Source organism: Polyangium fumosum, from assembly GCF_005144585.1.
GTDB lineage: Bacteria > Myxococcota_A > Polyangia > Polyangiales > Polyangiaceae > Polyangium > Polyangium fumosum.
Genome location: NZ_SSMQ01000001.1, coordinates 366,924 through 385,697 on the forward strand (window position 1 = coordinate 366,924; position 18,774 = coordinate 385,697).

19 protein-coding genes are annotated in these 18,774 nt (G+C 70.0%); 14 read left to right on the forward strand and 5 right to left on the reverse strand.

The window, feature by feature from the left end:
- Positions 1-52 precede the first annotated feature (52 nt).
- Positions 53-826, reverse strand: a complete 774-nt coding sequence (locus tag E8A74_RS01475) for a thioesterase II family protein (protein ID WP_136927064.1) — start codon at positions 824-826, stop codon at positions 53-55.
- 97 nt (positions 827-923) lie between these two features.
- Between E8A74_RS01475 and E8A74_RS01480 the strand changes: the two genes are divergently transcribed.
- Positions 924-1,577, forward strand: a complete 654-nt coding sequence (locus E8A74_RS01480) for a nucleotidyltransferase domain-containing protein (protein ID WP_136927065.1) — start codon at positions 924-926, stop codon at positions 1,575-1,577.
- A gap of 10 nt (positions 1,578-1,587) precedes the next feature.
- Here the strand turns inward: E8A74_RS01480 and E8A74_RS01485 are convergent, their stop codons facing one another.
- Positions 1,588-2,283 (reverse strand): 3-hydroxyacyl-CoA dehydrogenase family protein, encoded by a 696-nt coding sequence (locus E8A74_RS01485; protein WP_136927066.1) that lies wholly within the window; start codon positions 2,281-2,283, stop codon positions 1,588-1,590.
- A gap of 161 nt (positions 2,284-2,444) precedes the next feature.
- Between E8A74_RS01485 and E8A74_RS01490 the strand changes: the two genes are divergently transcribed.
- On the forward strand, positions 2,445-3,338 hold the full coding sequence (locus E8A74_RS01490; RefSeq protein WP_232379319.1) for a TIGR02757 family protein: 894 nt from the start codon (positions 2,445-2,447) through the stop codon (positions 3,336-3,338).
- Between the two features lie 63 nt (positions 3,339-3,401).
- Complete coding sequence (locus tag E8A74_RS53740) at positions 3,402-4,988, forward strand: hypothetical protein (protein ID WP_211365260.1); 1,587 nt, start codon at positions 3,402-3,404, stop codon at positions 4,986-4,988.
- Here the strand turns inward: E8A74_RS53740 and E8A74_RS01500 are convergent, their stop codons facing one another.
- A complete protein-coding gene (locus E8A74_RS01500) occupies positions 4,989-5,897 on the reverse strand; it encodes a metallophosphoesterase family protein (protein ID WP_136927068.1) in 909 nt (302 codons plus the stop codon). It abuts the gene before it with no gap.
- Between the two features lie 81 nt (positions 5,898-5,978).
- Here E8A74_RS01500 and E8A74_RS01505 point away from each other — a divergent pair, with 81 nt between their 5' ends.
- From E8A74_RS01505 to E8A74_RS01545, 9 genes are all read left to right on the forward strand, one after another.
- Complete coding sequence (locus E8A74_RS01505) at positions 5,979-6,806, forward strand: EI24 domain-containing protein (RefSeq protein ID WP_136927069.1); 828 nt, start codon at positions 5,979-5,981, stop codon at positions 6,804-6,806.
- Between the two features lie 60 nt (positions 6,807-6,866).
- Complete coding sequence (hemE, locus tag E8A74_RS01510; RefSeq protein WP_136927070.1) at positions 6,867-7,901, forward strand: uroporphyrinogen decarboxylase; 1,035 nt, start codon at positions 6,867-6,869, stop codon at positions 7,899-7,901.
- Positions 7,898-9,334: a protoporphyrinogen oxidase gene (gene hemG / locus E8A74_RS01515; RefSeq protein WP_136927071.1), complete on the forward strand. Its 1,437-nt coding sequence runs from the start codon at positions 7,898-7,900 to the stop codon at positions 9,332-9,334. The genes hemE and hemG overlap by 4 nt, the downstream gene beginning before the upstream one ends.
- A gap of 29 nt (positions 9,335-9,363) precedes the next feature.
- On the forward strand, positions 9,364-10,215 hold the full coding sequence (locus tag E8A74_RS01520) for a class II glutamine amidotransferase (protein ID WP_136927072.1): 852 nt from the start codon (positions 9,364-9,366) through the stop codon (positions 10,213-10,215).
- Between the two features lie 321 nt (positions 10,216-10,536).
- Positions 10,537-11,442, forward strand: coding sequence for a GGDEF domain-containing protein (locus E8A74_RS01525; protein WP_136927073.1), 906 nt, complete (start codon positions 10,537-10,539; stop codon positions 11,440-11,442).
- A gap of 82 nt (positions 11,443-11,524) precedes the next feature.
- Positions 11,525-12,874, forward strand: a complete 1,350-nt coding sequence (locus tag E8A74_RS01530; protein WP_136927074.1) for an aspartate aminotransferase family protein — start codon at positions 11,525-11,527, stop codon at positions 12,872-12,874.
- Positions 12,875-12,934: 60 nt separating this feature from the next.
- Positions 12,935-14,050, forward strand: coding sequence for a LuxE/PaaK family acyltransferase (locus E8A74_RS01535; RefSeq protein WP_136927075.1), 1,116 nt, complete (start codon positions 12,935-12,937; stop codon positions 14,048-14,050).
- Positions 14,047-15,132 (forward strand): acyl-CoA reductase, encoded by a 1,086-nt coding sequence (locus E8A74_RS01540; protein WP_136927076.1) that lies wholly within the window; start codon positions 14,047-14,049, stop codon positions 15,130-15,132. The genes E8A74_RS01535 and E8A74_RS01540 overlap by 4 nt, the downstream gene beginning before the upstream one ends.
- Before the next feature lie 57 nt (positions 15,133-15,189).
- Complete coding sequence (locus E8A74_RS01545) at positions 15,190-16,617, forward strand: GAF domain-containing protein (protein WP_232379321.1); 1,428 nt, start codon at positions 15,190-15,192, stop codon at positions 16,615-16,617.
- Positions 16,618-16,717: 100 nt separating this feature from the next.
- On the opposite strand, the gene E8A74_RS55430 is transcribed toward E8A74_RS01545, so the two are convergent.
- Entirely contained in the window at positions 16,718-16,852 is a 135-nt protein-coding gene (locus tag E8A74_RS55430; protein ID WP_269749842.1) for a hypothetical protein, read from the reverse strand.
- Between the two features lie 58 nt (positions 16,853-16,910).
- On the opposite strand from E8A74_RS55430, the gene E8A74_RS01550 reads away from it, so the two are divergent.
- On the forward strand, positions 16,911-17,219 hold the full coding sequence (locus E8A74_RS01550; RefSeq protein ID WP_136927077.1) for a (2Fe-2S)-binding protein: 309 nt from the start codon (positions 16,911-16,913) through the stop codon (positions 17,217-17,219).
- Here E8A74_RS01550 and E8A74_RS01555 read toward each other — a convergent pair whose 3' ends face one another.
- The gene (locus E8A74_RS01555; protein ID WP_170228768.1) at positions 17,220-18,104 is read right to left on the reverse strand and encodes a radical SAM protein; all 885 of its coding nucleotides are present in this window, start codon (positions 18,102-18,104) and stop codon (positions 17,220-17,222) included. It abuts the gene before it with no gap.
- A gap of 120 nt (positions 18,105-18,224) precedes the next feature.
- Between E8A74_RS01555 and E8A74_RS01560 the strand changes: the two genes are divergently transcribed.
- Positions 18,225-18,731, forward strand: coding sequence for a peptidylprolyl isomerase (locus E8A74_RS01560; protein ID WP_136927079.1), 507 nt, complete (start codon positions 18,225-18,227; stop codon positions 18,729-18,731).
- Positions 18,732-18,774 lie beyond the last annotated feature (43 nt).

Below are 18,774 nucleotides of genomic sequence, written 5' to 3' on the forward strand. Positions count from 1 at the left end.
GCGAGACCCTCGGCAAAGGCCTCCGTTCGTGACGGGAGCTACTTTTTCAAGGTCAAATCCCGGAGCCCGCGAGACCCTCGATCATCTCGCGCAGCGCCTCCGTGAACGCCGCCTTCGACTGCTCGAACAGATAAAAATGTCCGCCTTCAAAAAACCGCGACGTGAAGGCGGCGCTCGTGTGCTCGCGCCACGGCTCGATTTGCTCGGTGCGCGTCGCGTGATCTCGGTTCCCGCCGAGGGCCACGATGGGGAGCGCGAGCGGCGCTTCGGGGCCGAAGGTGTTTGTCTCGTAGATCGTGAGGTCTGCGCGGAGCGGCGGCAGGAAGAGGTCCATGAGCTCGTCGTTCGACAAGACGGCCTCCGGGGTGCCGCCATAACGGCGAAGCTCGTCGATGAGCCGCGGCCTCGGAAGGTCGTGCAAGGGATTGCGCCCGAGCGGGAGGTGCGGCGCGCGGCTGCCGGAGACGACGAGGGCCCGAGGCACCGCGGATCCTCGCGCGCGGAGCGCCCGCGCCACCGCGAATGCGACGTGTCCGCCGAAGCTATGGCCGAGAAACACGAACGGGAGGTCGAGCTTCGGCGCGAGCACGGAGACGAGCGCCGAAGTGAGCGGGAGCATCGACCGGTAAGGTGTCGCCGTGAACATTGCCTCGCGACCGGGGAGCTGCACGGCATGGAGTTCGACCCAGGGGGGCAAACCAGCGGCGAGCGCGCGGTAGGGAAATGCGCCGCTCCCCGCGTGCGGGAAGACGAAGAGGCGAAGCGCGGGCGCCTCGCGGGCGGGGACGGTGACGAGGGCAGGGGGCGGAGGCGGGATTTCGGCCATGGGATGCGTGAGCCCTAGGCATCACGAAAGGCCCGCGGAGGTCAAGCCCGCCGTGGAGTTGACGGCCCGCGCGGCTGTCCGTAGCCTCACCCGCGTCATGAAAGACCGCTCCGAGGCGCTCGTGAACGATCCGATCCTCGCCCGGCTCGTGAACGAATTGGTCACGCGGCACGGCTGCCACACGGTCGTTCTTTATGGCTCGCGCGCGCTCGGAGCGGCGACGGCGGAGAGCGACTGGGACATGCTCGGGATCCGCGCGGAGGGCGAGGCGACGCGGGACGCGCGGCTCGTGGACGGGGTGTTTTTCGACGCATTCATCGTGCCCGAGAAGGACGTCGTGGACGCGGGGGCGAATTATCTGCACGTGCGCGGGGGCATTCCCGTGCTCGACCCGCGCGGGCTCGGCGCGCGCCTCGTCGAGGACGCCGCGGCCGCGCTCGCCCTGCCGCCGAAAGGTTTGCCCGAGGCGGAGATCGCGGCGCGGCGGGCCTGGTGCCGCAAGATGCTCGGGCGCATCCGCCGCGGCGGGCCCGCGGACGTGGAGGCGCATTACCGGCGCGCGTGGCTGCTCTTTGATCTGCTGGAGCTCTATTTCGTGTTTCGGGGCCGCCATTTCCTCGGGCCCAAAGAGAGCTTCCGCAGGCTCGCGGCGGAGGACGCGCCCGTGCATGCGGCGTTCTCGGCTGCGCTCGCGCCTGGCGCGCCCGTCGAGGCCATCGAGGCGCTCGTCGAGCGCGTGCTCTCGGCTTGAGGGGCGCCCGTCAGAGCCCGCAAAAGCTGCCGGGCCGCGCCCGCAGGGGGCGAGGGAGCTCGGCGTGGGCCGCGCCGCGCTTGGCCCCTCGCGACTGAAGGAGGAGGCAGGCGGGCGTGTCGCGGACGATCACCGCATGCTTGCCGAGCGCCTTCACGAATTGCACGGCCGTCTCGACCACGGTAGGCTGCGTCCGGTTCGTCACGGACACCTCGCAAAACCCGGCCAGCACCGCGGGGGCGAAGAAATGCAGTCCCACGAAGTTTTCACGTACGTCGAGGCGCGTCGCGAGCGCCCGGAGCAGCGCGGTCGGGGCCGTCGTGGCCAGAATGGCGTGTCCGTTCGTGGCGCGCTCGGCCTGCGCGAGCAGGGTTTGTCGCGTTTTCCAGGACAAATCGGTCGATTCCAGGACGAGGTCGGCGCTCGCCGCGGCCCCGATGTCGCCGGTCGCGCGGAACAGGCGGAGCGCGCGCGTGACGGCCTCCGGGTCGAGCCGGCCGGCGCGGCGTTTGTCCTCGAGCGCGCAGGCCAATCGCTTGCGCGCCTCGGAGGCGCTGCCGGGCGTGGTTCGAATCATCGTGGCGGACAGACCGGCGAGCAGGCAAGCTTCGATGACGCCCAGGCTGCCCGCGCCTCCGCCGATGACGGCCACGTCCGTGATCGCGCAGGTTGTCGCGTCGCCGTTCGCGTTTTCCAGCGGCTCCATGGTTCCTTTCCCCCAACACCTCCGGCACGCTCGCGGTCGAGCGCTCGGGGTACGATGTCGTATGGGTCCTACATGAGCACCGTCAATCCAGCCGAGTTCGTCTGGGCCAGCCGACGCCGCGGGCGCAATCGCGGCGGCGCATGTGTACGAGGCGTAGGCGCATGAGCCGCGGCGGATCGTCTTTGCGAGGGGCAGACGAGGCGCTCCGGCGCGCGCTCGACGACGTGCGGGCGCGTTGCGACGTGGAGGCGCGCAAAGCTGCCGATCCAGTGCATTTCGTGCATCGTTATGCCCGCCGCGACGACCAGGAGATCGTCGCGATGATCGCGTCGTCGCTGGCCTTTGGCAACGTGAAGGCGCTCTGCGCGAAGATCGAGGACGCGCTCGCGCGGCTCGGTCCGCGCGTCGCCGAGATCGCCGACGATCCGGCGGCGGTGCGCGCACGGCTGGCGGGGTTCCGGCATCGCGTCTACCGGGACGAGGATCTCGCGGGGCTCGTGATTGGCACGCGGGCGGTGCAGCGCGCCCATGGCTCGCTCGGCCAAGCGCTCACGGACAAACTCGCGGCGTCGGGCAATCTACGGGAGGCGCTCGGGGCGTGGGTTCGCGAGATCCGGGAGCGGGGCGAGCTCGGCGCCGGCGCAGGCGGGCGTCGGGGCGCGGAGCATATTTTGCCGGATCCGAGCAAAGGCAGCGCGGTGAAGCGAATCTTGCTCCTCGTCCGGTGGATGGCGCGGCCGGCGGACGGGGTGGATCTCGGGTTATGGGACGTGCCGACCTCGCGGCTCATCATTCCCGTGGACACGCACATTCACAAGCTCTCGCGAAACCTCGGGCTCACGGAGCGAACCTCGGCCGATTTCCGGGCGGCCGAGGAGATCACGGCCGCTCTCGCGCGGCTCGACCCCGAGGATCCGGTGAAATACGATTTTTCGTTGTGCCATATGGGCATGCTCCAGACCTGTCCGTCGAAGCGGGACCCGGAGGCATGCGAGGGGTGCGGGGTCAAGCCGGTCTGCCGGCACTGGCGGCGTGACGCGCGACGGCGTTCGTGAGCCGAGCCAAGCCGGGCGAATTCGTATACCATGCGTCCTTCCCGCGTCCGAGGAGGACTTTCCATGCTTCAATTGATTCGCCCTGCATTTGCGACAGCGTTTATTTTTTGCACTCTCGCCGCCTGCTCGGGCGGCGGGAGTGGTGACGACGGCGCCGGTGCGTCCGGCGCATCTGGGGGCTCGGGCGGCGCCGGTGCGTCCGGCGGCTCGGGGTCGTCCTCGGGCGGCGGTGGATCGGGTGGATCCGGGGCCGGGGGCGCGCTCGGCGGACCGTTCCGGTATGGCGTTAATTATGGATTTCCGAACCCTGGCTGGAACGACCAGAACCTCGCCTTCCTGTCGCACGAGGCGGGCTCGAACAGCGCGCGCCTGAAGCTTTCCGAGCAGCACCTCGATACCTGGGGCTACGACATCGAGGTCGGGGACATGAAAGGGTACGCGGAGCTCGGCATGGGCGAGCACGTGGCGTTCCTCGGCGTGCCCACGCCCGAGCACGCCACGGCGCCGGCGGGCACCCCGAACTGGGAGCTCGAGCATTACATTCCGAAGAACCTCTACGAGCCTGTCTTCAATGGAGACGGGTCGATCAACCCGAACAATTACTGGGGCGCGTACGTGTACCAGACCGTGACCACGTACAAGCCCTGGGTGCGCGTGTGGGAGGTGTGGAACGAGCCGGACTGGGTCCCCGATTGGCAGGTCACGCAGACGTGGGAGACGGAGCCGCCGACGAAGGAGCAGCTCGTGCGGTTCGGCGGGTCGATCTACGATTACGTGCGCATGCTGCGCGTGAGCTTCGAGGCGGCGAAGAAGGCCGATCCCGAGGCGCGGATCGCGCTCGGCGGGATCGGGTATCCGAACTTCCTCTCGGCCGTGCTGCGCTACACGGACAACCCCTCCGGCGGGGCCGTGACGAACGACTATCCGAAGACGGGTAGCTCGTATTTCGACGTCGTGAGCTTCCATTATTATCCGGTCTTCGGGCCGGGCAGCTCGGACGAGGGCGTGACGGGCTTCTTGAAGCTGAAGTCGGACCTCGACAAGAAGCTCACGGACGCGGGCGTGACGGGCAAGGGGTGGATCGTGACGGAGACCGGCGCGCCGCACGTGGCCGTGGGCGGCGCGCCGGGTGGAGCCGAATACGCGCCGAATTACCTGGTGAAGGTGATGACGGCCGCGCAAACGGTGGGGATCGAGCGGATCGATTGGTTCTGCCTGTCCGATGGAAAGGACGTCGGGGCAAGCACGAATTCGTTCGATTACATGGGTCTTTACGTGGACGTGTCGAAGCTCGGACAAACGAGCGAGGCTGTGCGCACGGAGGCGGGTCGCGCGTACCGGACGCTCGGCAAGCTCCTCGAAGGCGCGCTGTTCGACAAGACGGGCACGACGGCGCTCGGTTTGCCCGATACGGTCGGGGGCGCGGCCTTCCGCTTGCCCGACATGCGCCGCGCGTTCGTGTTGTGGGCGCGCACGAAGGGCGGCAGCGAGACCGCGAGCGCGTCGTATTCGCTCGCCGCAGAGGGTTCGTACGAGTCGTACGGGCTCGATTTTGGCGACACCGGCGCCGTGGAGACGCTGAGCCCCGACGGAGGCAAGATCTCGCTCACGCTCGGCGGCGCGCCGCGGATCTACGTGCAGAAGCCCTGATCAGCCCGGCCAATCGATCCGGAACTGATCCATCGGCGAAACACGGGTCGCGCCCTTGGCCAGGCCGAGGGCGCGCACGTCGAGGCCGGTGTCGTCCGGCGCGAGGGTCAGGAAGTGAAAAGGGCGAATCGAGGGGCCGTCGAAGAGGTCGCGGAACATCTGCCGCTCCTTCGGGCGCAGCCGATGCCGCGGGCCTCCGCCGCCGCCACAGACGACGAAATGGCGGCCCTCCCGGACGAAATGCTCGTAGGCGTGCACGTGCCCCGAGAGCATCAAGACGGCCTTGCGGGAACGGAAAAATGCGGGGACGAACGCGCGCTGGGTGCGCGCCGATGGACCGGTGACGGTGCCATTCGTGAACGGCGGGTGGTGGACGAGCACGAGAATGCCCCGCACGTCCGGATCGGCGTCGAGGCGGGCGAGCATTTCGTTATAAAAGAGCGATTGTTCGTCCCATTGCCGTGAGGGCATGAAGAGCCGGTTCGAATCGAGCGCGACGATGCCGAGGGGCCCGAGGCGCGCCGTGTAGAACCGGCTTCCTTCGAGCCGGGGGAAACGCGAAAAATAATGGCGGAGCCCCCGCGGCCCGATCGACCAGCAATCGTGGTTGCCGAGGATCGGCAAGAGCTCGACGCCCGCGGCGCGGAGCGGCTCGACCAGCCGATCGAAAAACGCCCAGGCCCGGGACGAGGCGCCGAGGAAGACGTGATCGCCGAGCAGGAGCGTGGCGTCGGGGCGCGCCGCGGTGAGCGCCGCGAGGATGCCCGTCCGCTCGGCGTCGTTCTGCTCGGCGCGCCGGAAGAGGCGCTCGACGAGGGCCGTGCGTTGCAGATCGGAGACGACGGCGACGCGCCCGCCCTCGCGGAGAGGGACGACGATCGGTGCCGCGCGTGTCGGGGCAGGGGCCATGGGCGAGGGGAGGCATCCTAGCGCGCGCCTCGCGCGGAAGCCGTTGACCAGATGCCCGCGCGCTGGGACGTTCGTAGCCGAATGATCACCCCCGATGCATCCGGCGTCCCCGCCGCGCCCGTCCAGGGCCCGTCCGCAGCGCTCGTCCCGTTCGAACGCCCTGGCTTCGGCGCGGGCCTCAAGGCGGTGCTCGGCGGATACGGCTACCTCTTCCGCACGCCGGATCTCTGGCCGCTCGCGCTCGTCCCCACGGGCATCGCGCTCGTGCTCTCGATCGTGCTCGGCATCTCCGGCGTGAAGCTCGCGCCTGCGCTCGTCGCGCTGATCGTGAAGGAGCCCGGGACAGGCGCGCTGTGGACGGTGCTCGGCTTCGTGCTGCAAGTTCTCTCGGTCGTGGTGATGCTCGTGGCCGCGCTCGCGACCTCGTTCGCGGTCGCGAAGCCGCTCTCGGGGCCCGCGCTCGAGCGGATGGTGCGGCGCGCCGAAGCCGATATGGGCGCACCCACGTGGCCCGAGGTCGGGCTCCTCGACGACATGTGGCGCGCGCTGCAGTCGTCGCTCGTGGCGCTCGCGGTCACCGCGCCGATCCTCATCATGCTCGGCCTCCTGAGCTTCTTCTTCGCGCCGATGAGCGTCGTCGCGTTCCCGCTCCAGCTCGCGGTGGCGGCGCTCGGGGGAGCGTGGGATCTCTGCGATTGCCCGCTCTCGATTCGCGGCGTGCCCGTGGGCGCGCGCATCGACTTCGTGCGCCGGAACATCGGCGCCGTGATGGGCTTCGGCTTCGGGCTCGCGTTGCTCTCGTTCCTGCCGTGCACGCTGCTCATCGTGCTGCCGGCCGGCGTCCTCGGCGCGGCGCGGCTCGTGGTCCTGCTGGAGCGATACGAGGCCGCGGGACAGCAGCCGCGCTGAGCTTCGGCGGGCCGCGCTTCGTCGTTGCCACGGGCGGGGCCCGAGGTCACTGTTTGGGCCATGTTCGATCGGTTTTTGCGCGCCTGCCGTCGCGAGAAGACGGACGTCACGCCCGTCTGGTTCATGCGACAGGCCGGCCGCTACATGGCGGAGTACCGCGCGCTTCGCGAAAAACACACGCTGCTCGAGATCTGCAAGACGCCGGAGCTCGCGCTCGAGGTCACGCTGCAGCCGCTGCGGCTCGGTGTCGACGCCGCCATCCTGTTCGCGGACATCCTCCTGCCGCTCGAACCGATGGGCGCGCCGTTCTCGTTCGAGAAGGGCGAGGGCCCCGTGATCCACGCGCCGGTGCGCGACCGCGCGGACATCGATCGGATGCGCGTCTTCGAGCCGGAAGAAGGGCTCGGCTACGTGCTCGAAGCGATTCGCCTGATCCGGCGCGAGCTCGACGGCAAGACGCCGCTCATCGGCTTCGCGGGCGCGCCGTTCACGATGGCGAGTTACCTCGTCGAGGGCGGCAAATCGTCGGACTACTTCCGCACGAAGCAGCTCATGTGGGGCGACCCCGCGTCGTTCTCGTTGCTCATGAGCAAGATCTCCGAGGTCGTGCGGCGTTACCTGCACGCGCAGGTCGAGGCCGGCGCGCAGGCCGTGCAGCTCTTCGACTCGTGGATCGGCGCGCTCTCGCCCGAAGACTACCGGACGCACGTCGCGCCGCACGTGAAGAACATCCTGCAGAGCATCGAGACGACGGGCGTGCCGGTGATCCACTTCGGCACGAACACGTCGACGCTGCTCGAAGCGCAGCGCGATTGCGGAGGCACGGTGATCGGCGTGGACTGGCGTTTGCCGCTCGGCGAGGCGTGGAAGCGCATCGGCTACGATCACGCGATCCAGGGCAACCTCGATCCGCTCCTGCTTTGCGCTCCGCCCGACGTGGCCGCGGCGCGCGCGCGGGCCGTGCTCGCGGAGGCCGCCGGCAGGCCGGGGCACATCTTCAACCTGGGGCATGGGATCGTGCCGCAGACACCGGTCGATCACGTGAAGGCGCTCGTCGACGTGATCCACGCCTACCGGCACGAGGGCGCGGCGTGACGGCTCGCCGCGTCGTCGTGGTCGGCGGCGGCGTGACCGGGCTCGTCGTCGCCTACCGCTTGCTCTCCGCGCAAAAAGGTCCGCGATGCGAGGTCACGCTGCTCGAATCGCGGGCGCGGCTCGGCGGCAACATCCAGACCGAGCGCGAAGGCGGGTTCGTGATCGACGGCGGGCCCGACTCGTTCGTCGCCGCCAAGCCCTTCGCCACGGATCTCTGCAAGGAGCTCGGCCTCGGCGAGCGGCTCATCGGGACGACGCCGAAGAACCGTCGCGTGTACATCCCGCGCCGCGGCGCGCTGCACACGATGCCCGAGGGGCTCGTGCTCGCGGTGCCCACGCGCTTCTTGCCGTTCGCGCGGACGCCGCTCTTCAGCCTGCCGGGCAAGGCCCGGATGGCGCTCGACCTCGTCTTGCCGCAGCGCCCGAGGGAAAAAGGCGACGAGTCGATCGGAAGTTTTTTGCGCAGGCGCCTCGGCGCGGAGGCGCTCGACGTGCTCGGTGAGCCGCTGCTCGGCGGCATCTACGCGGGCGACGTCGACCTGCTCAGCATTCGCAGCACCTTCCCGCAGCTCGCCGACCTCGAAGATCGCTACGGCAGCCTGATCCGCGGCGCGCTCGCCGAGCGCCGGAAAAAGCCGGCGACGAAGGGACCACCGCCGAGCCCGTTCCATTCGCTCCTCGGGGGCATGGGCGAGCTCATCGAGGCGCTCGCCCGGCGCATCGAGAAGGCGGGCGGCGACATCCGCGTGGGCGCGCCCGTCGTGTCGGTCGAGCGTTCGAGCGGCGCGGAGGCGAACGCCCCTCCGCGCTGGGTCGTGCGGTACGGCGCGCGGGACGGGCAGACCGAGTCGATCGAGGCCGACGACGTGGTGATGGCGGCGCCCGCGCACGCGGCGGCGAGCGCGCTCGGCGAGATCGACGCGGAGCTCGGCGCGCTCCTCCGCGGCATCCCGTACGTCTCGACGGGCACCGTCGTCCTCGCGTACGCGCGGCCCGACGTCCCGCACCCGCTCGACGCGGTGGGCATGGTCATCCCGAAGGACGAGCGGCGTCGTATCCTCGCGGCGACGTTCATCTCCAGCAAGTGGGCGGGACGCGCCCCGCAGGATGCGGCGCTCGTGCGCGTGTTCGTGGGTGGGCACCGGGATCCCGGCGCGCTCGCGTCGAGCGACGAGGCGCTCGTGTCGCTCGCGCGTGAGGAGCTCGGCTCGCTCCTCGGTATCCGCGCCGCGCCCATGCTCGCGCGCGTTTTCCGCTACGAGCAGGCGAACGCGCAGCCGATCGTGGGGCACGCGGCGCGGGTGTGGCGGATCCGCGACATCGCGCGCAGGTTCCCCGGCCTCCACTTCGCGGGCGCTGCGTTCGACGGCGTCGGCATCCCCGACTGTGTGCGGCAGGCGAACGAGGCGGCGGCGGCCGTCGCGGCGCGCTGAGTTTCGCCTATACTTCCGGGCACGCGGAGATGTGCGAGTTACTCGGGATGGAGTGCAACGTCCCCACGGACATCGTCTTCTCGTTCTCTGGCTTGTGCCAGCGAGGCGGGAAGACGGGCCCGCATGCGGACGGCTGGGGCCTGTCGTTTTACGAGGGGTACGCCGCGCGTGTGTTCCTCGAACCGACGTCGGCGTGCGCGAGCCCGCTCGCGCGGTTCCTCGGGCAAAACCCGATCAAGACGATGCTGGCGATCGGCCACGTCCGCAAGCGGACGCGCGGGCCCACGAGCCTCGCGAACACGCACCCGTTCGTGCGTGAGCTTTGGGGCCGGCACTGGGTCTTCGCGCACAACGGCACGCTGCCGCGCGTGCGCCAGCGCAAGCTCGGCCGCTTCACCCCGATCGGCACGACCGACAGCGAGTACGCCTTCTGCGTCCTGCTCGAAGAGCTGCGCCGCACGTTCGACGATTATCCGCGCAGGCCGAGCGAGCTCTGGCGGGTCGTGGCGGACGCCGGCGCGCGTATCGCGAAAGACGGCACGTTCAACTTTCTGCTCGGGGATGGGCGGCACCTGTTTGCCCGTTGCGGCACGCGGCTCTGCTACATCATCCGAAAGGCGCCGTTTGGCCTCGCGCACCTCGCGGACGACGACCTCGCGGTCGACTTCTCGGCCGTGACCACGCCGCGTGATCGCGTGGCGGTCGTGGCGACGGCGCCGCTCACGAAGAACGAGACGTGGACGCAGGGCAAACCCGGGGAATTGTGGGTCTTCGACCACGGCCGGCTGCTCGCGACGTTGCCGTCGGGCACGCCGGATCGGCGGCCCGCGCGGGCCGAACGCGAGCTACGCGCGAGCGCGGCGCGAGACCTCACGGCTTGAGCGGCTTCTTCGCGTCGTATGGGCGCACGGGTCCGTCGCTGCTGTCCGGGCCACGCGCCTTGCATTCGTACAATCGCCGCACAACAATGTCGCAAACCTCGCCGTGGAGCCTCGGCAACCAGGCCCCGGAGACGAGACACGGCAAGGACGAAACCCAGTAATCGAATTCACCTTGACGCCTGTGCGGGGGGATGGATACGCTGAAGCTGGAAGATCGGCTGGATCCGGGTGATTGAGCTTGGAACGGGCCGCTTCCGAGGGGCCCCCCTTCGATTGCTTCCCGACGTAACCGAAGTAGCAGGCAGACCGGGCTGAAACCGCGTGAACGACTTCGACGAAAAGACTCGCGTTACCACGGTGGTGCAGCCCCCGCCGGGTGGGGGTGAGGCGCCTCGGCTCGGGACCGACTGCCTCGTCGTCATTTACACGAAGGAGCCGACGCTGCTCGGCAAGCGCTTCGTGCTCGAGCACAACCCGACGCGGGTCGGTCGCGGCGCGGACAACCAGGTGGTCCTCGACGGCGACTCGGTGTCGCGGCGCCACGCGCAGTTCCGCCAGCAGGGCGGCTACTGGGTCGTCGTCGACGACGGCAGCACGAACGGCACGTACTGCAACGACGAGCAGATCTCGCGCGAAGTCGTCCTGAAGAACGGCGACCGCGTGAAGATTGGCCCGACGATCTTCAAGTTCCTCTCCGGGGCCGACGTCGAGGCGCAGTACCACGAAGAGATCTACCGGATGACCATCATCGATGGTCTCACGCAGATCTACAACAAGCGCTACCTCTACGAGGCCCTCGAGCGCGAGATCATCCGCGGCCGCAGGCACGATCGGGATCTGTCGATCCTGATGTTCGACATCGACCACTTCAAGCGCATCAACGACGTGCACGGCCACCTCGCGGGCGACTACGTGCTGAAGGAGGTCGCGCGTGTCGTGCAGTCGCGCATCCGCCGCGACGAGGTCTTCGCGCGGTACGGCGGCGAGGAGTTCTCGATCGTCCTGCCCGAGACCTCGCTCGAAGGCGCCGTCGCGCTCGGTGAGACGCTGCGACAGAAGGTCGCGGACAACGCGTTCGTTTTTCAAGCCGACAGCATCAAGGTGACGATCAGCCTCGGGGCCGCGCTCCTGCAGGAGAGCGATCGCTCGGCGCAGGACCTCATCAAGCGCGCCGACGAGAAGCTCTACATGGCGAAGAGGACCGGCCGAAACAGGCTGTGCTCGTAACCCCGAGGTCCTTGGTTCCGAGGGGACGCTCGTGTCCAGTCCACCGCTGCTCGCCGCGCTCGTGCGTGCTAGTTGAAACGTCATGCCCCTGAGCGAGTTTCCCGCCCCCGCAGAGGAACTGACGGGTGATCAGCTCCCCGAGATCCGTGTGCCGCCTCCGGGCCCTGCGTCGCGTAGCCTCCTCGGCAGGCTCGAACGCGTCGAGTGCCCGGCGTTCGGCACGCGGCGCAAGACCCGCGAGGAGACGAGCGGCGCAGAGATGGCGCCGATCGTGCTCGCCTCGGGGAAGGGCGCGAACCTGTTCGACGTCGATGGCAACCGCTACGTCGACCTCGTGGCCGGCTTCGGATCGCTCCTGCTCGGGCACGGCGCGACGAGCGTGACGCGCGCGATCGAGGCGCAGTCCGATCGGCTCATCCAGGCGCTCGGCGACGTGTACGCCGCCGACATCAAGGTCGCGCTGCTCGAACGGCTCGCGTCGTTGCATCCAGGCGTGTCGCCGCGCGTCCTGCTCTGCCAGAGCGGCAGTGACGCCATCACGGCCGCGCTGAAGACAGTGACGCTCGCCACGGGCAAACCCGGCGTCGTCGCCTTCGAGGGCGCGTACCACGGCCTCGGATACGGGCCGCTCGCCGCGCTCGGGCTGCGCGAGAGTTATCGCGAGCCGTTCCACCACCAGCTCAACCCGCACGTCTCGTTTGCGCCGTATCCCGTGGCGGAGGGCGATCTCGATCGCTCCCTCGGCGCCGTGGAGAAGGCGCTCGCGGCCGGCAACGTCGGCGCGGTGCTGGTCGAGCCGATCCTCGGCCGCGGCGGCATCATCGTGCCGCCCGAGCGGTTCTTGCGGGACCTTTGCGAGCTCGCGCATCGGCACGGCGCGCTCGTCATCGCCGACGAGATCTGGACCGGTCTCGGTCGTTCGGGCTCGATGGTGCGATCGACGGCCACGGGCGCTGCGATCGACGTGCTCGTGTTCGGCAAGGGCCTCGGCGGAGGCTTGCCGATCGCGGCGTGCATCGCGGCCGACGAGGTCATGCAGGCGTGGGCGCGCGAGGGCGAAGTCGTGCACACGTCCACGCACGCGGGTGCGCCGCTCGCGTGCGCGACGGCGATCGCCACGCTCGACTCGCTCCGGTTCCGGCAGCTCGTCAACAAGACGCGTGAGATCGGCGCGCGAACGAAGGAGTACCTCACGGCGGTGCTCGCGGGCGCGCCGGGCGTCGTCGAGGTGCGCGGCGAGGGCTTGATGCTCGGCGTCGCGTTCGAGAGCGGGGCGCTCGCTTTGCAGACGATGCGGCGCATGCTCGAAGCCGGGTACGTGGTGATCACGGGCGGTCAGAAGGGCGAGGTGATCACCTGGACGCCGCCGCTCACGATCGCCGAGGAGCAGCTCACGGCGGCGGCGAACGCGATGAAGGCGTCGCTCGCCTGACGGCTCGCACGAAGGCCGCTCGCTTGGCGGCCTTGCCTCGCTCCTGCTAGGAATCGCCGCGTGACGGTCCGGCCTACGAGCGAAGCGCTGCATGGGCGCGTGCGGGCGTTCGTCGAGGGGATCTTGCGCGGCGCGCCGCCCGAGCCCTTCGACGACCTCGCGCTCGCGCTCGCGCGTTTCCAGGCCGCGCACGTGCCTGCCCTCGGGCGCCTCGTCCGCGCGCGAGGCATCGACCTCGCGAGCGCGCGCGACGCTGCCGTGATCCCCGCGCTGCCTTGTGACGTCTTCCGGCTCGCGCGCATCGCCGCGCACGCGCCCGACGAAGACACGCTCGTGTTTCGGACGAGCGGCACGTCCCAGGGCAAGGAAGCGCGCGGGGAGCACCCGTTCCGCACAACCGCCACGTACGAGCTCGTCGCACTTCGTTGGGGCGAACGGATGCTTTGGCCCGATCGTCAAGACCTCGGCGTCCTCGTGCTCGCGCCGTCCGTCGAGGAGGTCGCCGACTCGTCGCTCGGCTTCATGCTCGATCTCTTCACCCGCGAGCTCGGCGGCCCTGTGAGCTTCCACGTGCGCGGCGGCGTGCTCGACATCGACGGCGTGGCGCGCGCCGCGGCCGAAGCACGCGCCGCAGGCAGGCCCGCGCTCGTGCTCGGCGCATCGTTCGCGTTCGTGCACCTGCTCGACGGCGCCGGGGCGCGGGATCTCTCGCTCCCGCCGGGCAGCCGCGTCATGCAGACCGGCGGCTTCAAAGGTCGCTCGCGCGAAGTCGAGCCGACCGAGCTCCGGCGCGCGATGGCCTCCCTGTTCGCCGTCCCCGAGGCTCACATCGTGGGCGAGTACGGCATGACCGAGCTTTCGAGCCAGCTCTATGAAGGCACGCTCGCCGCCGCGCTCGGCGCTCGTTCCCCGGCGCGGCATGGCGTGTACGCGCCGCCGCCGTGGATGCGCGTGACCGCCTGCGAGCCCACGACGCTCGCGCCGCTCTCGCTGGGCGAGACGGGCATCCTGCGGTTCGTCGATCTCGCGAACGTCGACTCGTCCGTGGCGATCCAGACGTCGGACCTCGGGCGCGTGACCGACGAGGGGGTCGAGCTCTTCGGCCGCGCGCCGGGCGCCACGCCGCGCGGATGCTCGCTCGCGATCGACGAGGTTCTCTCGCGCGGTTCGTCATGAGCGCCGAGGCCGAGGCGAGGGCGCGTGTCCTCCGCGTGATCGCCGCGGGCAGGCGCATTCAGGATCCGAACGATCCGCTCGGCGCCGAGGCGCGGGCGCGTTTGCCCGAGGTCACCGGCCTCGATCCGAGGGGCGTCGAGCTCGCGCTCTCCGCGCACCTGGAGACGCAGCCGACGGACGCCGAGATCGACACGCTGCTCGCGCGCACGGGCCGCGCGCCCCGCTGCCACGTCGTCCTCGCGGCCAACGTTTGCACCGCGCCGCTCCGCGCGCTCGTGCTCGCCGCCGCGACCTCACCTGACATCGTCGTGCGTCCCTCGCGCCGTGATCCCGTCGTCACCGACCTCCTCGTCCGCGCGCTCTCCGCCGACGAAGCGTTCGTCCAGACGCACCACGCCTCCCTCACGCGCGCCTCCACCATCGCACCCGCGCCGGGCGACGAGCTACACGTCTATGGCTCGGACGCCTCGATCGAAGCCGTCACACGAGGCCTTCCGGCAGGTGTCTGCGTGCGGGGACATGGCACCGGCATCGGTCTCGCGATCGTGGGTGCCGACGCCGCGCTCGACGCCGCTGCCGAGGCCCTCGCGTGGGACGTCGTCCCCTTCGATCAACGCGGCTGTTTGTCCCCGCGCTTCGTCCTCGTCGAGGGAGGAGAACCGCACGTTGAACGGTTTGTCCAAGCGCTCGACGCTGCCCTTGCCCGCGCCGCCGAGCGTGTCCCGCGCGGCCCCCTCGACCCCGCGCTCGCTGCCGAAATCACGCTGTATGGCGCCTCGATGGAGGCCGTCGGCCTCTTCCTCGCGCGCCCCTCGCACGCCGTCGGCTTCGACCCTTCCCCACGGGCGCTCGTCTTGCCGCCGGCTGCGCGCGTCGTTCACGTCGTCGCGCTCGCGCCCGAACAAGCGCCGAAGCTCCTTGCCCCATGGGCCCCGTTCGTCACGGCCGTCGGCGCGTGGGACGACGGTGCTCTTGCGCGCGCCGTCCTCGAACGTGCACCGTTTGCGCGCTGCTCGCCGCTCGGCGCGATGCAGCGCCCGCCCCTCGATGGGCCTGTGGACTTGCGCCCGTCCCGCGCATGATCGGGACCTCTTGCGACCGCTTTCCAAGACCGTCCCTCCTGGTATGGTACGGCCCGAATGCCGTCGCGTCCCTCCGACGAAGTCCTCGCCCACGACCCCGCGGTGACGCCGGTCGTCTCGACCTTGCCCCCGCCGCCGGAGTCGCAGAACCCAGTGCGCCGCGAGGTTCGCCTCGACCGCGTCCTCGACTTCGTTTCGTTCGTGGCCAAACCGATGCCGCTCTCGGTCCTCCTCGACGAGGCCCCGAAGCGCATCGCTGCCATCGTCCAGGCCGAGATCGTCTCGCTCTACCTGCTCGAAGGTGACGGCGACGCGCTCGTCCTTCGCGGCAACGTCGGGTTTCCCGTGGGCGCGCGCGGCACCGTGCGCATGTCCGTCGGCGAGGGCCTCACGGGGACGGCCGTCGCGACCCGGCGGCCCGTCGCCGTCGTGAAGGCGCCCGGCGATCAGCGCTGGCGCGCGTTTCCGTTCATCGACGAGGACCGTTACCCCGTCTTCCTTGCCGTCCCCATCCTCGGCCACGACCGCGTGCTCGGCGCGATCGTCGTGCAGCGCTCGGGCGACAAGCCTTACCGCCCGAGCGACGTCCGACTCCTTGTCGCGCTCACCGCGCCGATCGCCTCGGCGATCCGGCATGCCGAGGTTCTCCGCGAGTTACGCGACAAGAAGCTTCGCCGTACGGGCGGCGGCACGCGCAAGGTCACGCTCCCCGGCGTCCCTTCGGTCCCGGGACGATCGCTCGGCGCCGTCGCGGCCTTGCGCCGCCCGGCCACCTCGCCGCACCGCAAGGCCACGGGCGAGGATCCGAAGCTCCTCCGTGGTGCGTGGAGCGCGGCCGAGAAGGCGCTCTCGGCGCTCGTCGCCCGCGCGGGCAAGCTCGGGCTTTCGCGCGAGGCGGCGTTCCTCTCCACGTACGAGCTCATGATCGGCGACCTGCGGCTTCGTCAGCGCGCGTCCGAGCTCGTCGCCGAGGGCCACGGCGTCGCGCAGGCGCTCGGCCTCGTCGCGCGCGAGGGCGTGCGCGCGGCGAATGGCATCGTTGGAGATCCCTTCCTGCAAGAGCGCGCGCGCGACATGGAGGACCTCTGCGATGCGCTCGTCATGCTCGCGTCGCCCGACGCGCGCGCCGAGCTTCCGACGAAGGCGGTGCTCATCGGTGATCGGCTCACCGTCTTCGACCTCGTCGTCTCGGCGCGCACGCATCCTGTGGGCGTCGTGCTCAGCGAGCGCGCCTCGGATCCCCGCACGCCGGTGCTCTTGCGGCTGCTCGGCTTGCCGTCGATCACGCAGGTCGAGGGCCTCTTCCAGTGGGCGTCCCCCGGCGACGTCGCGCTGCTCGACGCGGATCACGGCTTCCTCGTGATCAACCCGTCGCGCGCGGAAATGGCCACGCTCCGTGCCGAGCGGAAGAAGGGCAAAGCGCTGCCCGACGCGTCCGAAACGACCGAGGCTGAGGTCGAGGTGGACAGCGGCGAGATGGAATGAAACTCCGGCGCGCGGCGTGATCACGCGCGCTTCGTGGATCGTGCCGTCGAAAATGTCCGTCCGGTGCCGTGCGCGCGGGACGCACGGCACGGACGTGACTTCAGGACGCCGACTTCGGCGCGGGGCTCTGCTGCGCCTGCGTCTGGGCTTCGGCAGCCTTCTTCGCGCGCCAGCGGGCGAGCCTGCGCGTCTGGCGGACCTTCTCTTTGGCACGAACCTGCGGTTTCTGAGGCATGCGCCCCATATAGCCGATCCCCCCGGGGGGGCGCTACCATCCCGCGAGAGGTTCGTGCATGAAAACCCTGGTTTGCCGCTGTGAGGACGTGACGCTCCACGAGCTCGAAGCGGCCCTCGATCGTGGCTACCGCGACATCGAGTCGGTCAAGCGGTACACGGGCTTCGGGACCGGCTGGTGCCAGGGCAAGTGGTGCCTCGCGCTCTGCGCGCGGCTCGTACACGAGCGCGGCGGTGATGTCGACAAGCCCATCACCCCGCGGCCGCCGTATCACCCCGTCTCGCTCTCCGTCCTCGCGGGCCTCGACGACCTCGACCTGCCCGGCGGCGGCACGCACCACGGCGAAGGCCACGACCCCAAGGGCTGATCACGCAGGAACGGCGCGCACCTCGTCTGCGCCGTGCCGCTCCACGTAGTCCGGGCGCAGCCCCGGGCACGTCTCGAAGTGCCGACAGCCCTCGCACCCCGCGGGCTTCACGCCGCCCGTGAGGCGCGAGTTTTTCAGGTCGAACACCTCGTCCGGCGTCACGACCCGCACGACGTCCGCGCCCGGGTGCCGCACGTGATCCTCGTACCCCGGCAAAAAACACCGCGGGATGTGCAGCGCGTGCACCTCGTAGCCACCTTCCCGCGCCGCCTCGAACGCCTCGCGCGCCTTCGCGGCCACGTCCGAGAGCCGCGGGAGCTGGTCCACGTTCGCGCGGTTTCCATCCGTCAACGACACGAGCCACAACCGAAGATGCCGGATCCCCTGCGCGAAAAGCCTCTCGACCCAGGCGCGCACGTCCCGGTACGTGTCCTCCTTCAGGATCAGATCCGCGATCGGATCGAGCCCCCGCGCGACGAGGTTCTCGATCGCCTTTCGCCGCAGCTCCGCCGTCCCTTCGCGCTGCACCGTCTCCTCGTAGGCCGCGTCGCTCGGCGCGTGCATCGACACGTGGAACTGATCCACGCCCGCTTCGGCGAGCAGCGCGAGGTACGGCGCGTGCGCGTACCTGAGGCCGTTCGACGCGACCTTCACGTGCTCGAACCCGCGCTTCTTCGCGTACCGCACGAGCGCCGGCAGATCGCTCCGGATCGTCGGCTCGCCGCCGGTGAACGCGACATCGCGGAAGCCTCGTGTAGCGGCCCGATCGATCTCCTGCGCCACCTGCTCCGTCGACAGCGCGCGACGCCGCATCTCCTCGGTGATCGTGCAGTAGGTACACGCGAGGTTGCAGTCGTAGCCGAGGACCACATCGAGCAGCGGCACCCCGTCATCGTACCAGACGACGCCCCGAGCCTTTCGACGCTCGGGGCTACGCGCGGACAAGCCGAGCTACGCCCCGAACCCCCTTGCGCGCTCGCGGCCCCTGGTCCACGTTCCCGCCCCATGGCAGCCCTCGCTGGCCGAGTTTCTGTTCTCCTCGCGCTCGCGTTCGTCTGTCCCGCGTGCACCTCGCTCGCCACGGGGCCGGACTGGACGGGGGGTGGGCTCGAAACGATCGGCCCTGCGCGGGCGGCCGAGCGCGAGGCCGTCGAGGAGCGCGAGCGGCAGCGGCTCGCCCGCCTGCCGACCCGTATTGGCGCGCGCCACATCCTCGTCATGCACCAGCGCTCCCAGCAGCGCCCCGAGGACGTCACCCGCACCCGCGACGAGGCGAAGCAGAAGGCGCAGGAGTGCCTGCGCGCGTTGCGGTCGGGCGCGGCGTGGGCGTCGGTCGTCACCGAGTGCTCCGACGAGCCTGGAGCGGGCGATCGCGGCGGGGATCTCGGCCAGTTCGAGCGTGGCGCCATGGTCAAGGCCTTTTCGGACGCCGCGTTCGAGCTCCAGGTCAACGAGATCAGTGAGGTTGTCGAGACCGCTTACGGATTTCACATCATCCAGCGCACCGAATGATCGTGCCTCGGGCGCTTGGGGGTGCCTCGAACCCTGATATGTT

What these genes read in the sequence shown, in the direction of transcription:
- E8A74_RS01475 (WP_136927064.1), bottom strand. Translation starts at nt 826, where the DNA reads ATGGCCGAAATCCCGCCTCCGCCCCCTGCCCTCGTCACCGTCCCCGCC.
- E8A74_RS01480 (WP_136927065.1), top strand. Translation starts at nt 924, where the DNA reads ATGAAAGACCGCTCCGAGGCGCTCGTGAACGATCCGATCCTCGCCCGG.
- E8A74_RS01485 (WP_136927066.1), bottom strand. Translation starts at nt 2,283, where the DNA reads ATGGAGCCGCTGGAAAACGCGAACGGCGACGCGACAACCTGCGCGATC.
- E8A74_RS01490 (WP_232379319.1), top strand. Translation starts at nt 2,445, where the DNA reads ATGAGCCGCGGCGGATCGTCTTTGCGAGGGGCAGACGAGGCGCTCCGG.
- E8A74_RS53740 (WP_211365260.1), top strand. Translation starts at nt 3,402, where the DNA reads ATGCTTCAATTGATTCGCCCTGCATTTGCGACAGCGTTTATTTTTTGC.
- E8A74_RS01500 (WP_136927068.1), bottom strand. Translation starts at nt 5,897, where the DNA reads ATGGCCCCTGCCCCGACACGCGCGGCACCGATCGTCGTCCCTCTCCGC.
- E8A74_RS01505 (WP_136927069.1), top strand. Translation starts at nt 5,979, where the DNA reads ATGATCACCCCCGATGCATCCGGCGTCCCCGCCGCGCCCGTCCAGGGC.
- hemE (WP_136927070.1), top strand. Translation starts at nt 6,867, where the DNA reads ATGTTCGATCGGTTTTTGCGCGCCTGCCGTCGCGAGAAGACGGACGTC.
- E8A74_RS01520 (WP_136927072.1), top strand. Translation starts at nt 9,364, where the DNA reads ATGTGCGAGTTACTCGGGATGGAGTGCAACGTCCCCACGGACATCGTC.
- E8A74_RS01530 (WP_136927074.1), top strand. Translation starts at nt 11,525, where the DNA reads ATGCCCCTGAGCGAGTTTCCCGCCCCCGCAGAGGAACTGACGGGTGAT.
- E8A74_RS01540 (WP_136927076.1), top strand. Translation starts at nt 14,047, where the DNA reads ATGAGCGCCGAGGCCGAGGCGAGGGCGCGTGTCCTCCGCGTGATCGCC.
- E8A74_RS01545 (WP_232379321.1), top strand. Translation starts at nt 15,190, where the DNA reads ATGCCGTCGCGTCCCTCCGACGAAGTCCTCGCCCACGACCCCGCGGTG.
- E8A74_RS55430 (WP_269749842.1), bottom strand. Translation starts at nt 16,852, where the DNA reads ATGCCTCAGAAACCGCAGGTTCGTGCCAAAGAGAAGGTCCGCCAGACG.
- E8A74_RS01550 (WP_136927077.1), top strand. Translation starts at nt 16,911, where the DNA reads ATGAAAACCCTGGTTTGCCGCTGTGAGGACGTGACGCTCCACGAGCTC.
- E8A74_RS01560 (WP_136927079.1), top strand. Translation starts at nt 18,225, where the DNA reads ATGGCAGCCCTCGCTGGCCGAGTTTCTGTTCTCCTCGCGCTCGCGTTC.